The organism is Blastocatellia bacterium (assembly GCA_016713405.1).
GTDB lineage: Bacteria > Acidobacteriota > Blastocatellia > Chloracidobacteriales > JADJPF01 > JADJPF01.
Genome location: JADJPF010000001.1, coordinates 649,610 through 664,290, shown reverse-complemented (window position 1 = coordinate 664,290; position 14,681 = coordinate 649,610). Strand labels below are relative to the sequence as shown.

At 32.4% G+C, this 14,681-nt stretch carries 17 protein-coding genes and 1 tRNA gene; 5 read left to right on the top strand and 13 right to left on the bottom strand.

What is annotated here, in order from left to right; all coding sequences use genetic code 11:
• Positions 1 to 175 precede the first annotated feature (175 nt).
• The 10 genes from IPK14_02875 to IPK14_02830 all read right to left on the bottom strand — a co-directional run bounded on the left by IPK14_02875 (position 176) and on the right by IPK14_02830 (position 6,552).
• Positions 176 to 760, bottom strand: coding sequence for a hypothetical protein (locus IPK14_02875; GenBank protein MBK7992378.1), 585 nt, complete (start codon positions 758 to 760; stop codon positions 176 to 178).
• Between the two features lie 442 nt (positions 761 to 1,202).
• Positions 1,203 to 1,448: a hypothetical protein gene (locus IPK14_02870; GenBank protein MBK7992377.1), complete on the bottom strand. Its 246-nt coding sequence runs from the start codon at positions 1,446 to 1,448 to the stop codon at positions 1,203 to 1,205.
• A 250-nt stretch (positions 1,449 to 1,698) separates the two neighbouring features.
• Positions 1,699 to 1,872 (bottom strand): hypothetical protein, encoded by a 174-nt coding sequence (locus IPK14_02865; protein MBK7992376.1) that lies wholly within the window; start codon positions 1,870 to 1,872, stop codon positions 1,699 to 1,701.
• A 155-nt stretch (positions 1,873 to 2,027) separates the two neighbouring features.
• A tRNA-His gene (locus IPK14_02860) sits at positions 2,028 to 2,100 on the bottom strand.
• A 129-nt stretch (positions 2,101 to 2,229) separates the two neighbouring features.
• The gene (locus IPK14_02855) at positions 2,230 to 2,355 is read right to left on the bottom strand and encodes a hypothetical protein (protein ID MBK7992375.1); all 126 of its coding nucleotides are present in this window, start codon (positions 2,353 to 2,355) and stop codon (positions 2,230 to 2,232) included.
• A gap of 11 nt (positions 2,356 to 2,366) precedes the next feature.
• The gene (locus tag IPK14_02850) at positions 2,367 to 3,086 is read right to left on the bottom strand and encodes a sigma-54-dependent Fis family transcriptional regulator (GenBank protein ID MBK7992374.1); all 720 of its coding nucleotides are present in this window, start codon (positions 3,084 to 3,086) and stop codon (positions 2,367 to 2,369) included.
• A complete protein-coding gene (locus IPK14_02845; protein ID MBK7992373.1) occupies positions 3,038 to 3,613 on the bottom strand; it encodes a sigma-54-dependent Fis family transcriptional regulator in 576 nt (191 codons plus the stop codon). The genes IPK14_02850 and IPK14_02845 overlap by 49 nt, the downstream gene beginning before the upstream one ends.
• 148 nt (positions 3,614 to 3,761) lie before the next feature.
• On the bottom strand, positions 3,762 to 3,947 hold the full coding sequence (locus IPK14_02840) for a hypothetical protein (GenBank protein ID MBK7992372.1): 186 nt from the start codon (positions 3,945 to 3,947) through the stop codon (positions 3,762 to 3,764).
• 96 nt (positions 3,948 to 4,043) lie between these two features.
• Complete coding sequence (locus IPK14_02835) at positions 4,044 to 4,220, bottom strand: hypothetical protein (protein ID MBK7992371.1); 177 nt, start codon at positions 4,218 to 4,220, stop codon at positions 4,044 to 4,046.
• Positions 4,221 to 6,270: 2,050 nt separating this feature from the next.
• On the bottom strand, positions 6,271 to 6,552 hold the full coding sequence (locus IPK14_02830) for a PAS domain S-box protein (GenBank protein MBK7992370.1): 282 nt from the start codon (positions 6,550 to 6,552) through the stop codon (positions 6,271 to 6,273).
• A gap of 513 nt (positions 6,553 to 7,065) precedes the next feature.
• On the opposite strand from IPK14_02830, the gene IPK14_02825 reads away from it, so the two are divergent.
• From IPK14_02825 to IPK14_02815, 3 genes are all read left to right on the top strand, one after another.
• Positions 7,066 to 7,308, top strand: coding sequence for a response regulator (locus tag IPK14_02825; protein ID MBK7992369.1), 243 nt, complete (start codon positions 7,066 to 7,068; stop codon positions 7,306 to 7,308).
• Positions 7,308 to 7,490 (top strand): hypothetical protein, encoded by a 183-nt coding sequence (locus IPK14_02820; GenBank protein ID MBK7992368.1) that lies wholly within the window; start codon positions 7,308 to 7,310, stop codon positions 7,488 to 7,490. Before IPK14_02825 ends, IPK14_02820 begins: the two co-directional genes overlap by 1 nt.
• Before the next feature lie 67 nt (positions 7,491 to 7,557).
• On the top strand, positions 7,558 to 7,875 hold the full coding sequence (locus tag IPK14_02815) for a PilZ domain-containing protein (GenBank protein ID MBK7992367.1): 318 nt from the start codon (positions 7,558 to 7,560) through the stop codon (positions 7,873 to 7,875).
• A 197-nt stretch (positions 7,876 to 8,072) separates the two neighbouring features.
• Here IPK14_02815 and IPK14_02810 read toward each other — a convergent pair whose 3' ends face one another.
• Positions 8,073 to 9,050, bottom strand: a complete 978-nt coding sequence (locus tag IPK14_02810; protein MBK7992366.1) for a hypothetical protein — start codon at positions 9,048 to 9,050, stop codon at positions 8,073 to 8,075.
• A 263-nt stretch (positions 9,051 to 9,313) separates the two neighbouring features.
• Between IPK14_02810 and IPK14_02805 the strand changes: the two genes are divergently transcribed.
• Positions 9,314 to 9,532 (top strand): hypothetical protein, encoded by a 219-nt coding sequence (locus IPK14_02805; GenBank protein MBK7992365.1) that lies wholly within the window; start codon positions 9,314 to 9,316, stop codon positions 9,530 to 9,532.
• A complete protein-coding gene (locus tag IPK14_02800; GenBank protein MBK7992364.1) occupies positions 9,513 to 9,677 on the top strand; it encodes a transposase in 165 nt (54 codons plus the stop codon). The genes IPK14_02805 and IPK14_02800 overlap by 20 nt, the downstream gene beginning before the upstream one ends.
• Before the next feature lie 300 nt (positions 9,678 to 9,977).
• Here the strand turns inward: IPK14_02800 and IPK14_02795 are convergent, their stop codons facing one another.
• Both IPK14_02795 and IPK14_02790 read right to left on the bottom strand, forming a co-directional pair.
• On the bottom strand, positions 9,978 to 11,513 hold the full coding sequence (locus IPK14_02795) for a hypothetical protein (GenBank protein MBK7992363.1): 1,536 nt from the start codon (positions 11,511 to 11,513) through the stop codon (positions 9,978 to 9,980).
• A 29-nt stretch (positions 11,514 to 11,542) separates the two neighbouring features.
• Positions 11,543 to 14,653, bottom strand: a complete 3,111-nt coding sequence (locus IPK14_02790; GenBank protein MBK7992362.1) for an acyltransferase domain-containing protein — start codon at positions 14,651 to 14,653, stop codon at positions 11,543 to 11,545.
• Between the last annotated feature and the right edge of the window lie 28 nt (positions 14,654 to 14,681).

Here is a 14,681-nt window from a genome sequence, read left to right as displayed (position 1 = left end):
CAACTGACCAAAGCTATAGATTTTAATAAAATTTTCTGGGAGCGCGAGCATCCTGCTCGCAGGCAGCCAAGATAGATGTCTGCGTTCCTAGAAAAAAATTAAGGGAAGAATTGCTTCTCCCCTTGTCAGTATCGCCATTGATAGGATTTTGGAAATTAAGAGGTAAAAACTAAATTTACTGTGCTGACACGGCTTGAGCAGCCATATTATTGCCTTGACCGGCTCCTTGCATTTGCCCTAATAGTTGTTTGAGCATTTCTAGCATTTTTCCTAGCATTTCAATCATTTGTGAAATCATTTCAAGTTGTTTATTCATTCCTTCTTTTTTACCAGGAGCTTGAGCAGCTTTTTCTGCCTCGGCTGCTTTTTCTGCTTCACTTGCTCCATTTGCTTGATTCATAGGCTTTGCAGCTTGGTTAGCTTCCTTAGCAGCTTCTACGCCTTCTTGACCTTTAGGGGCAGCTTTTTCAGCTTGTTGACCACTACCAGCTTCACCATTTTTTTGGAGTTCTTGAATCATTTTTTTCAACATTTTTGTTAATTCACCTAACAATTGCTTTATTTCTTGAATAGATTGCTCCAAGCCTTGAGTGCCATTGCTAGCAGCAGTTTTAGCCATATTAGGTGATTCTGTGGGAGATTCTAGTTTTCTAGCAGTTATTCCTGCTAAATTTCCTTGTTGAGCATCTGCTAATTTGTTAACAGCTTGGTTATTATTTAGTTGATTAAGGCCAACATTACTAATAGATCCAATATTCATGCTTTCATAAAATATGCTCCCTTAAAATATTGATTTTTAACTAATTTAGAATTTTTGAATATTATGATTTTTGATATATAATTTTTCTTGGTTCACTTGCTTAATACCCAAAAGGAAAAAAACTTCATAAAAATTTTTCCTGGTTTTTGCAGAAACTTTTATGTTTTTCCGAAAAATATAATAATTAATATTAACTCGTTGCAAAATATAATAGTTAATTATATAGCAATTGTTATTTACCAATAAATCTATAAGTGATTGCAAAAAATAAAAGAATTTCTGGACTTTTTGAGCAACTTTTCTATACTGATAGCGATAAGTTCAATAATGATTCATCAGAAATAATTTAGCCATTCATTTAATAAACACATTCAAGGAGATATCATCAAAATGCGTATAGGCTCATCAAATCAAAGTCAAAATATTTCTCTTCAACAACAAACTACACAAACTCAGCAAACACAAAAAACAGGTAGTCTTTTGGGCGTAGATGCAACCTAGTACCTAGACAAGCTTCTAGCAAGCGGGTTTCTTCTTCTTTAGTTAAAATTCTTTCTCGTTTTTGTTCACAAGCTATAGAAATAAGTGCGTCGCCTTGGTTAAATGGGTTACGAATTATCCAACCTTGTTGTTTAGCTATTTCTAATGCCCGTCTAAGATAAGTAAGCTTACTGGTTGACTGTAGCAATGCTACGTTGCTTTCCTGTTTTAGTAGGCGTTTTTAGCCTTGCAAGCCGATACTTTTTAATATCGCTATAAGTGATATTTTTAATGGTTTATTGAAAAGTATTCTACTACAGGCTTAAAGTTATATCGTGCTGTATCATAGGAACGTAGCCCAAAAACTTTCGACCGTTTATATATTCAGCCTTTTGTAAGTAGTTCTCATATAGAAATTAGCTAGTTCTTGGAATGTCATTTGTTCAGCTTGTAAAGGCTTACTTATGATCGTCCAAAGTACGTAATATTTGTTTTATTAATTCTTTAGGATGAGTGCGGTTTTCAGCCTTACGGCAAATTTCTTTTGTTTTGCCATTGTCGTCTTGATAAGTAACTCTTGCGTACAACTTGCCATCTTTAATGCGGGTAGAACCTTCCTTATTTCTAGGCATTTAGCCTCCTTTTGGTCATCCCTATTTTCATCCCCATTTTGATATAAATTTGAGATAGAAATATAGGTGGAAGTACGCGAAAAGGAGACAATGAGCAAAAAGAATATTTTAGGCTTAAATATAATGAATGGAATTATTTAGTAGGTAGCTAAAAGGGCGGGCAATGGGACTTGAACCCACGACCTCTTGATCCACAGTCAAGCGTTCTAACCACTGAACTATGCCCGCCATAAGATAAAATTGAGAAAGATTTTGTTGGAAACAACTATTATAGAGATTTCTAAGTTCATTGCAAGTCTTACAAGCCTTTTTCTAGAAAAACTTACTGTGCTTAATCAAATTCTACAATTAGCCTACTTAATTTACAAGGTTACGTTTTAGTATTCTATCTAAAGTTTTTCTGTCTATACCTAAGATTCTGGCTGTTTGAGACTTATTTCCACCCAACTGACTTAAGGTATTAACAACATGTTTATATTCCACTTCTGCTAAACTTAGTAGACTATTTGCACTAAGTGATTCTCTTTTTCATCTTTATTGGATACAGATGAGATAGGCATCTCTTTAATTTCTTTAGGTAGATCATCGAGTAAAATTTTGGAATGTTTTGCTAAAACAACAAGTTTTTCAATAACATGTCCTAATTGACGAACATTTCCGGGCCAATGATAATTAGATAAGCATTCAATAGCTTCTTCTGATATTTCAATTTGTCTTTGATTTTTACTTTTTTGCTTATTAAGAAAATACTCTATTAGTAAAGAAATATCCCCTTTTCGTTCTCTTAAAGGAGCAACTACTAGTTCTACAACCCTAAGGCGATAAAGAAGATCTAGTCTAAATAGTTTTTCTTCAACCAGAAGATCTATATTTTGATTACTAGCAGCAATAACTCTAACATCAATTTTTTTAGGTTTTGATGCTCCTACAGCCAAAACTTCTCCTTCCTGTAAAACACGCAGTAATTTTGATTGAAAAGCTAGGCTAGTTTCAGTAATTTCATCTAAAAATATAGTTCCTTTGTTTGCTTCAACAAAAAGTCCTGTTTTATCAGACTGTGCGCCAGTAAAGGCACCTTTGATATGTCCAAAAAGTTCAGTTTCAAGTAAAGATTCTGTTAAAGCACCACAATTTACAGCAACAAAGTTTTCTTTAGAGCGGTGGCTTAATTTATGAATTTCCTTTTTGCAATTACTTCTTTTCCAACCCCTGATTCACCTAAAATAAGGACAGTAGAATCAGTTTTTGCTACCTTACCTACTTGCTTAAACAACTCTAGCATTATAGGACTATTGCCAACTAATTTATCGCTTTCTATTTCTGAGATGATTGCTTGTTTATCTTCGGTTTTTGCTGAACTGTTTACTCTATCTAAAACTTTCCTAACTATATCTGTTAGCTGTGTTGCACTAAAAGGTTTTGTTAGATAATCTTGCGCACCATTATTTATAGCATTAGCTGCACCCATAAGGCTAGCATGTGCAGTAATTAGAATAACTTCTACTTTAGGATCTCGCTTTTTTATTTCCTTAAGTAATGTATCTCCATCAATATATGGCATTTGTACATCAGAGATAACTAAATCTATATCACCTTCTTCTAATCTTCTTAGTGCTTCTTTACCATTGTTAACTGCAACTGTATCAAATCCCTCTTCTTGAAGAACTAAATCTATTAAAGACAAACAAGCTTCATCATCATCAACTAATAGTATTTTACCTGTATAAGAAAATTGACTCATCGTAATTACCTATCTATATTACTTAATATTTCTTTTAGAGATTTTAATAATGTTTCTGCTGTATAAGGTTTAGTAACTTTTTTTACTAAGTTAGACAAAGAATCCAGTTTAGAGTAAGCATTTAGATCATTACTAGTAGCAATTATTTTTATTTTGGGATTAGCTTTTTTAATGAAGAAATTACAATAGCCCCTTCAACTTCTGCTGTCAACATATCAACTATAACAACATCAATGTTTTGCTGTTTTTCAAAATAAATTGCAATTGCTTCAGCACCACTATTAGTTGATAAAATTTTATAATTATAAGCTTCTAAAGCTGTTTTAGATCTCAAGAGTAGATATTTCAGAGTCAACTAATAACACAGTTTGATTATTACCAACAAGAGATTCTTTTTTTCCACCCAAAGATTCTTTAATTTCTTCATCATTTATTGCAGGCAAATATATAGAAAAGTAGTTCCTTTATTTAACTCGCTATGGACTCTAATGATACCTTTATGTTTTTCCACTATGCTAGCAACCATTGCTAGTCCTAAACCTGTACCTTTAGCTCCTTTAGTAGTAAAAAAAGGCTCAAATATTTTTTTAACTTGTTCTTGGCTCATACCAATTCCTGTATCTGAAACAGAAATTTGTACAAATGCAGCAGCACTTTTTAATTCTTTAAATCCTCTAGATTTTCAAGTATTACATTTTTAACTTTTATACTAAGCATACCACCTTCAGTCATAGCATCTCGTGCATTAACACATAGATTCATAAGCACTTGAAAGATCTGCGTAGCATTTGCTAGCACCAACCATATTTTAGATGAATAGTCTGTAAATATTCTAATATTTTGAGGAAAACTAACTTTTAACATGTTAAGTAATTCTTCAAGAACATATTTGAAGATCTATGGTAGTTTGACTACTTTCTATACCTTTAGCAAAAGAAAGTATCTGTTTAACCATTTCCGATCCCGTTTAGTAGATGTTTCTACTCTCTCAATAAGTCGTAAGCTCCGTTCATCTGCCCGCCTTTTAAGTAGATCAAGAGAAAGTGTAATGGGTGTTAAAAAGATTATTTAGATCATGAGCTATACCACTAGCTAGAGAACCCAAGTTTTCCATTCTTTGTGTCCTTAAAAACTGGGCTTCTAGTTTCTTTTTTCTGTAATATTAGTATTAACAAGTAAAAATTTTTTTTGGGTTTCCTGAATTATCATAAACTAGCGACCAATGGCTAAGAACAACCATATCATTTCCTTTAGAGTCTTGACTAGCAATTTCTCCTACCCATTCATTAGATTTTAGGGTAGTTTCAATAATATTATTAACTAGGTTAGATTGCTGGTTTATTATTAAATTAGAAATTTTTGCACCTATGGCTTTTTTCCCTTTCTATTGCATAGAGATTAGCTGCTTCTGCTCCAAAAAATTACTTTTTGTTTTTAGGTCACAAGCGATTATAGCTTCATAAGAAGCATCTATAAGTTTTAGGTGTTCCCCAGTCTATCTTCATCTTGTTTACGCTTAATAGCTGTAACTAATGTATGAGCAATTGTTTGTAAAAAATTAGCTTCATTGCTTGTAAAAAGCCGTTTGCTACGAGTAAAAGCCCCTAGAAAACCAAAAACTTCATTGTCTAGGTATAAAACTACACTAACTCCACTAGTAAATTTTTGTATTCTAAAAAATTCAGGTACATTAAACCTAAGATCTGTTTCTAGGTCATCAATAATAAGCGGCCTGTAGAACCCAATAATATATTTACCAATGAGTTAGAGTTTACAGACGCAAAGCTTGAGCTATTAGGGTTAAATTTTAAGTCATTTTTTATAAGTCCAAAACTTTCTGTTCTTAAAAAATAAAGTGTTATCTGTGTCAAATTCAAGTATAAAACAACAATCTATGTTTAAGATTTCTTTAATAGAATTTATAAAATATTCCATTAACTTAGAGATATCTGATTCTAGTAAGGCTTGTCTACCTAATCTAACTAACACGGATTGTTGATGGCTTTAGTTAATAAGCTCTCTTTGAGTAACTTTTTGTTGGTTTCTAACTTTGTTTTTGTTGAATATGTTGATAGCTGTCAACAATTATACCTAATGCTTCTACTGCTGGTTCTACTAATTCTATATTTTTTTCATTATAAGCAAATGTATCATTAGCTAAGATTAAAACACTAGTTGTTTGTTTTTGGCATTTTATTGGAATACTTAGAAATTTCCTTAGCTTAAATTTTTTTACAGCAAGATTATCATTAGTTAAATTTTCTATTTGGTTTGAAGAAGTTAAAAGAGTTTTTTAGCTAAATAAGCAAGTTGATTATGTAATGAAATATTTTTCAAAAGATGTTTTTTTTTTTCTATTTCTTCACACATAAGATTATTAATTTCAGCATTTATAACTTGTTTAACATTAGTAATAATTTCTAGTTTTGCATTATCTATAAAAACCTAGCCCTGTAAATTGGCTTTTAGTTTCATTAGAAACAGCTTCTAATATTGGATAAACAGCCTTTTTACATCATGTTCTTGCAAAAAATTGTCATTGATTCAGATATACTTGTTAATATTTTAGTTTGTTGTTGAAGTAATTTATTTACTATTTTAAGCTCAGATATATCTCGAATTGTTGCTATAAAAAATAATTGTCCATCTGCAAAGATTTAGAAATTGCAATCTCTATTAAAACTCATTACCAGTTTTGTGCAGCCCCAAAATTTTTGCTTTGTATTAGAAACAACTGTTTGGTTAGAAACCTGTTCAATATAGGAATTATAAACATCATAAAATCTACTTGGTATTAAAAGTTTTACTGATTTGCCTAATATTTCATCCTCAGAATAACCAAATATTTCCCTAGCACTATGGTTAAAAATAGAAATTTGTTGTTTTTCATCAATGACAACAATCCCATCAGCAACTAAATCTAAAGTTTGGGATAATATTTGTTTAGAAAGTGAACTGACAGGTTTATTATTTTTTTAGCTCCATTCAAGTAACCCCTACAATATAATATATAATCCATAACCTCTTATCCAAGAAAACTAAACCTATATAACAAACACTCCTTATGACAGTAAATTACATAAGGAAATAAATATACTAAAGTTTATCTAGTATTTTGCTTTTTAACACATTTTTCAAATTTTTATTAATATAATCTTCATTATTTTCTACTTTTCTTGGGTATATTTGCCATATGTGTAAATTAGGTGAGGCGTTTTTCCTCAGCTAATCTTAATATTAAATAACTTCATAAAATTTAGTAGAGATAAAACCTTATATATCAAGATTTTAGTTATTTTAGTTTATATATCTACTTTGGTACAAAAAGATGCAATATGCCTAGCAAGAGATTAGCCACTAACAATAAACTGCTAAATTTTTATAAAATATTTACATAAGGTAGTTTAACGTAAGTAGGCATAATCCATAACTTCTATAACTGGGAGAATACTATGAATATAAGATTATTGGTTGTTGACGATTCCGTAGAAATCCTTAATAGTTTATCAGATTTTTTAATGGAAGAAGGATATGAAGTTTTGACAACTTCTAATGGAGTAGAGGCTTTAGAACTACTTGAATTAACTCAAGTTTCATTAATTATTACTGATTTAATGATGCCTAAAATGGGTGGATTTGAGTTTGTAGAACGTTGCCGTAAAACTAGTCCTTTTAATCAAATTCCTATAATGTGATGTCAACTAAAGATATTTCTTCAACTCAAAATATTATTAGCGAACTTGGAATAAATGGTTTCTTGGCTAAACCAGTTAATCCAGATCTTTTACGTATGATGATTAACTCTAGTTTAAGTTGTCAAGTAGAAAGAATTCGTTCTATAGAGTTTGAAAATAAATTTGAAAACCGCCGCGCATAAAGAGTGCCATATTTTTGTGAAGCAACTATTATAGACAAAGATTTTTTTTAATGCCACTACACCTACTATGATAACAAGTTTAAGTTGTGGTGGGTGTAGTATAGAAAGTCCTTTAGCAATACCTGTTGGCTCAGTAATAACTATGCAAATAGCTTTACTACCTTACTATACTTTAGAGTATGTGGAGGTACGTTATTCAATATCTAAATCAAATACAGGTATACAGTTTAGTGATTTAGATCCAAAAGATAGAGAGCTTATAAATGATATTGTTTCCAACATTGCCAAAATCGAAAAAGTGTTTGAGCTTGAATACCGTTATCGAACCGACACACTTATAGATAAAATCGATGATGCAGTTTATAGTCTTTCAAAACCTTGCTAAAAAACTTTCCCTTATTAGCATTTGTAAGTTTTTTTAAGAACCAATAATCATAGTAGCTCCAAAGTTTTATAACTACGCTACTAGCAAATGCCTCTAAATGAGGCATTTGCATATTTTTTAATCAAAATTGGTTACAAATATTTTTACCAATTCTATAGTATTCAAGAAAAATAAAAAAAAAACCGGTAGCTCTCCAATTAATCGGGGCCAGAGGAAAGAGAGAAAAAGCCAAGTAGAGATCTGGGACGACCAAGAGATTTAGGAAGGGGAGGAGGAGAAAAAGGAGGGGGAGGAATACGAAATAAAAGCAAAGAACGAACAGACCAGCAATGATCGGTAATAGAAGAAGCCATAGCAGGGGTACGAGGATAATATTTACCATTAATTTTAATACGTAAGCTTTTATGGTAGGTACAGAAATTGTAAAGAGTGCCAACTAAGAACATAGAATAATGTAAAGAGAGAGATTGTTTAGATAAGGCACGACCTCTGCGAACCAAGAAAGAAAGGCGTTGGCGAAAAGTAGCATTTAATCTTTCAATAAAAGAAGTATTAATCCAACCATTACCTTGAGAAAGAGTAATAAGCTTTTCTACAGACTCAAGGCTACCTTTGACTATTCTATGTTGGACTCCAACTAGAAGTTTTCCACTATATTGTTTGACTACTTGAGCAATCATTAGACCTGACCACACTTTGAACTTTGTTGTTGCTTGCCCATCATCTTTTTCTTTATCTCTAAATGCTCTGTAACTTGCTCTTATATAAGAAACTAATCCATCCACACATATCAAAATTTCTCCTGTCTTTGCACAACTTCTTATTTTTCTCATCAATTCACTTATCAATCCCATATCCCTATTTTTACTTATTACTCCTGCCAACCATAGCCTCGTTTGAACCATTATCCCCATTGCCATCCATACTATTGCTCCTTGTTGTTTCACTCTTATTTCGTCACATTGTACTTGTCCTAATTCTCTTGGTTTTTCTACTATCTCTTTATGTACTTTTTCGCAGTGCTGCCCTGCTTTGTTTTGCCAGTTACTTACCGTTCTTTCGTCTAATTTAAGTGCTTTTACTATTGCTTGCAGCGGACATCCATTTCCTAGTAATGTTATTACTACTTCCACTAAGTCTATTTCTTGCTTGATTTTATGGATTCTGTAGTACATCGTCCCTTTGCTTTCTGCAAATGTCTTTTTACATTCCTTGCACTTGTATCTTTTCTCTTTCTGGCTATGTATTTTTATGTTCCCTTTTCCTACTTCTCCTCTAGCCAAGCATTCCATATTCGGGCAAAATACTTCTGTTGGGTTCATACTGATAATCCTACCTTTTTTTTGTTAATTTTGATTATCAGTATTTTCCTCTACTTTTTCAATCTTTACCTCGGCCCCGATTAAGTGGAGAGCTACCGTTAAATGTACTAGCTTTTATGAACAAAGAAAACCATTTAGAGTCTTTTGTTTTTACAGGCAGTATTACTAGCGATATAGTCATAGAGTGTTTTAATTTATTTGCTTCCTCTTTGCAAAGAAAGACTATTGTTGTTTTAGATAATGCTCCTATTCATACTTCTGACGGTTTGATGATAACATTCCTTTTGGGAGCAACAGGGTTTATTTCTTTACTTTTTGCCTCCTTACTCTCCTGAACTCAATGCTATTGAGATTCTTTGGCAACGTATTAAGTATCTTTGGTTGCCTTTTTCTGCTTATCTTTCTTTTTCTCATCTGTCTTCTTCTTTAGATGAAATACTTAGTAATTTTGGCTCAAAATATAAGATCTCTTTTACTTAACCACTTAATTGCGAGCGTTTATACTCTGCTATTGGCTATATTTCTCCTTTTGACAAATTGCTTGGTAATGCTGAATCTATTTTTGCCCAGCGCAGAGATAAACTTCTCTTTGCTCGTAAACTTAGAACTCCTATAGCTTCTGCTTAATGCTTTTGCTTAAGCTAACTTTTAACTTTGTCTTTTGTTCGCTACTCTAAGTCCATTTTCGACTCAACCAAAACATTCATAGACCTACCGTTTTTTCATACCTGTGGTTATATCTCTTTTGCCATCTTTTTGGTGCCTAGTTTTACGTATCCACTATACTGGTGACTTAACGTAGGAATCAACTATAGTTTCGGAGATTTTTTGCAAAACAATTTTTCTTGCTTCTAAATCTTGAATAAAGAAATGGCCGCCTGTAACCATTTCTAAATCAAAAGATTTTGTAGTTTGTGTTTTCCATAACAACATACTATTTTGATCCATTTTTGGATCTTGCCATCCCCCAAAAGCAAATATTGGACAATCAAAAGGAGGCTCATGTTTGTAAACATATGTTTCAAAAATAGAAAAATCTGCTCGCAATACAGGCAAATACATAGCCATTAATTCAGTATTTTCTAAAACAGCTTTAGGAGTTCCACCATATTTTCGCATTTCTTCAATAAGGGGTATATCAGCAAGTGTATGTATTGGTGCCTCTGTAACAGGTATTTGTGGCGCACGATATGCTGAAACAAACAAATGCTCAGGTGAGGAAAGCTGATTTTTCCTTAATGCCCTAGTCAATTCAAAACTAATTAATGCCCCCATACTATGACCAAAAAAAGCAAAAGGTATATCTAAACAATCTTTTAAAACTTCCAAAGCATCATTTACCAAAGCCATTAAATTTGTATATGGAGACTCTTTCCAACGTTTTTCACGTCCAGGAAGATGTATAGGGCAAATGTTAACATTTTTAGGTAAATAATCTTCCCATGTCTTGAATATAGATGCTCCAGTTCCTGCAAATGGAAAACAAAAGAGTCTTAATTTAGCTTTAGAATCTAAATTATTAATTGTTACCCATTTGGCTAATTCTTTGTTTGATAAAAATGGTGCAGTTTTTTTAGCCAAAAATGTTTCTTTAAGATTTGGAGATAGTTGATTTATTTGGGAAGATAGTTCTAATATATTTTGTCCTTGAAGAATATCTACATTAGATAAATCTACACTCAAACTTTTTGCAATATTTTCTTTTACTTTTATATCTACAGAAGAATCTAAGCCCATCATATTTATAGGCTGTTGTATATCCATTCTCTTAGATGAATATCCTAACTCTTTGGCTAATTCTTCTATAATCACTTTTTCTATTACATTTAAACTACCTTCTTCTTCATACATTTCTAAATTATCTTCTTTTTTAACTATAGGTGGTTTATCTAAAATTAACTTATCGTTAAGTTCATTAACAATAAGATTGCTAGAAGAAGTATTAAGTAAGTCTAATAAGCTATTAGATAATTCAGCGATACTACAGCCTTGCAAAATTTCTCTTATAGGTACTTGTATTTTTAACACTTCTTCTAGACTATTTTTTATTTTTATAGCCATTAAGGAATCTAGTCCCAAAGTGTTGATAGGTTGCTCTATATCTAATTTACTTGGAGAATAGCCTAACAAATCAGCTATTTTTCCTTTTAATATATCTTCTACCATTGCGTAAGTATAAGTAACAAAACTAAATGGTAGAGAATTTTCTTTAATAACTATATTTTCTTTGCCAGAAATCGCATTTTGCTTTTCCTTAAGTGGCTCTAAAAGAAGATTTGCTAGTTCAGCAATGCTAGAACCTTGTAAAATTGCCATTACAGGAACAGGAGTATTTAGTTTACCCTCTATACGTTTTTTACTTCCAAAGCCAACAAAGAATCTAACCCCATGCTATTAATAGGATGGTCAACATCTAATTTGCTAGCAGAATAACCTAATACTTTGGCTATCTCTTGAGATATAAGTTCTTCAATAGATTTTTGTGTGTAATTTTCTTCTAAAGAAGATTCCTTAATTAATATCTCTTTAGCAAGTTGGGTAGGCTGTTGGTTTGTAGATATAACAGAATCTAAATTAGTAGATTTATTTTCTACTGCAAAACCATTATCAAAATGGCCGTTATACTGTAATCTAAGACCTTGTAAGTTAAATACAACATCTCCATTTTTATTAACTATCCTTATGTCACCTTCAAAAGATCCTTCTGTGTTTGATATAGCTCTATTAGAAGAATAATTTACATTATTAGGAGAGGGTTTTGGCATATTTGCCCATAATGATTCACGTTGCCATTGATACTGGGGTAGAGGCACAAATTTAGCTGGAGCATTATATAGTTTTTGAAAATCTACAGGATAACCTACTGTATATAGACCACCTAATGATCCTAATATTATACTACGTTCATTTTCTTCCCGACGCATAGATGCTAATGTTAAGCCTTTACGTTTAACAAATTGCAAGGACTGTTCTATAGCTGATAAAACTAATGGATGTGGCCCAACTTCAATAAAAATATTACAACCTTCTTTTGATAAATCATCAATAGCTTTGGCAAATAAAACAGGATTGCGTAAATTATCAACCCAGTAATCTGCATTTAACTGTTGCCCATCAATAAAATTACCCTTTACAGTGGAATAAATAGCGATAGTTTCTTTTATGGGAGTTATATCACCTAAGATATTTTTTATATCCTCCAAAAGAACATCAACATGAAAACTATGAGAGGCTACATCAACCTTAATCAAACGACAAAAGACATTTTTATTTTGTAATTCATTAATAACACTGTTTATAGATGCTACATCTCCTGCTATTACTGTAGAAGTTGGGCTAGTGCTTACAGCAACAGATATTTTTTCTTTATATTGGAAGATAGCTTTTTCTGTTTCCTCAAGAGATAGTTCTAGTACAGCCATAGCACCTTTACCACTAACTCTTTTTAATAATTGGCTTCGTCGGCAAATTACCTTAACAGCATCATTAAGAGATAATGCTCCAGCTATATGAGTTGCTGCAACTTCACCCATACTTTGGCCTAAAACAACATCAGGTGTAACTCCTAAACTACGCCAAAGTTCAGCTAAAGATACTTGAATAGCAAATAAAGTGGGTTGGATTATACTTATTTCTTTCAAAAACCTGGCTTGTTCTTGACTACCCATAAGTTCTTGAATTACAGAAAATCCAGCCTCTTCTAGTATTGCTTGATCAACTTTATCTAAATAATTTTTAAAAGCAGGTTCTTGTTTATAAAGTTCTTTACCCATTCCATACCATTGAGAACCTTGCCCAGGAAAAACAAATACTACTTTCTTTTTATCCGATTCTTTGCGTCCATAAACTAGATTTAGTCTAGATTCTTTTTTTAAGTATGCCTCTAGCTTATCTATTGCGTCTTCAGAAGATTTTATGGCTAAGGCAAGCCTTTGAGCATGATGTGTTCGCTTAAGATTAGAGCTATAAGCAATATTTCTAATAGATGAATTTTTATTTTTGTTAAAAAATTCTTTGTAAACTCCTACTAGGGAGATTAATGATTCTTTGTTATGGGCTGATATCGCTAATAATTGTGCGTAATCATCTTCTGGAATTTTATCAAAATCTTTAGTTTTAGGGGCTTCTTGTACAATTATGTGAGCATTTGTTCCACTAAGACCAAAAGAATTAACTCCAGCAATAGCAGGAATATTATTTTCAGGCCATTTTTCAGTAGTATTTTGTACTCTAAGTTTTAATTGATCAAAGGGAATATTAGGATTTGGAGCATTGAAGTGTAAGCTTTTTGGGATTTCTCGGTTTTTTACTATTAAAATAGCTTTTATTAAACCAGCAATTCCCGCTGCTGGCTCTAAATGACCAATATTAGTTTTTACAGATCCTATTGAGCAGAAATTTTGTGGGTCTCGATTAAGAGAAATAATATTGCCTAAAGCCCTTGTTTCTATGGGATCACCAACAAGAGTACCTGTTCCATGAGCTTCAATATAACCAACAAGATTTGGATTTAAGTTAGCACGTCTATAAGCTTCTTTAATAACCATTTCTTGAGTTATTTGGCTAGGTGTCTTAAAAGTGCTACTACTTCCGTCTTGTCCTACAGCACTTGCTCGGATTATTGCATGAATGGGATCTTTATCTTCTAAAGCACTAGACAATCGCTTAAGAACAACTACACCGGCACCTTCACCCCTGACATATCCATTAGCACTTGCATCAAAAGCTTTGCACTTTCCATCTGGTGAAAATAAGCCTATTTTCCCTGTTGCTACCATCCAATCGGGCCATAAAATTAGGTTTACACCTCCAGCTAAAGCTAAATTAGATTCACCTGACCAAAGACTTTGACAAGCTAAATGTGTTGAAACTAAAGATGAAGAGCAAGCTGTATCAACAATTAAACTTGGGCCTCTAAAATCAAAGAAATGAGATACACGATTGGCTAAAACACATAAAGCACTACCAGTTGCAACATAAGGATCATTTACGCCATCGCCTTGTATTTGTAATCGGCCATAGTCTGCATTCATTGCACCAATAAATACCCCTGTAAAACTACCAGCCAATTTATCAATAGCCAAACCACTATCTTCTAGAGCTTCCCAACATACTTCTAATAATAGTCGCTGTTGAGGATCTAGGCGGGCTGCTTCTCTTGGTGAAACTTTGAAGAAACTAGGATCAAACTGGTCAATATTTTGTAAAAAGCCTCCCCAACAACTATTTACTTTTCCAGCTACAGAAATATCTGGGCTATAGTAATCCTCTATATTCCATCTATCACTAGGAATTTTTGTAACAGCGTCTACCCCATCCTTAAGCATTTGCCAAAAACTATCCACGTTTTTAGAACCAGGAAAACGACAACTTATACCAATAACTGCTATTGGTTCTAAAAAAAAATGATCATTGAGATTTTCAGAATAACCCACTTTTGAGGCATTATTAGACATAGTAGACCTATCCTTAAGCTCTTTAATT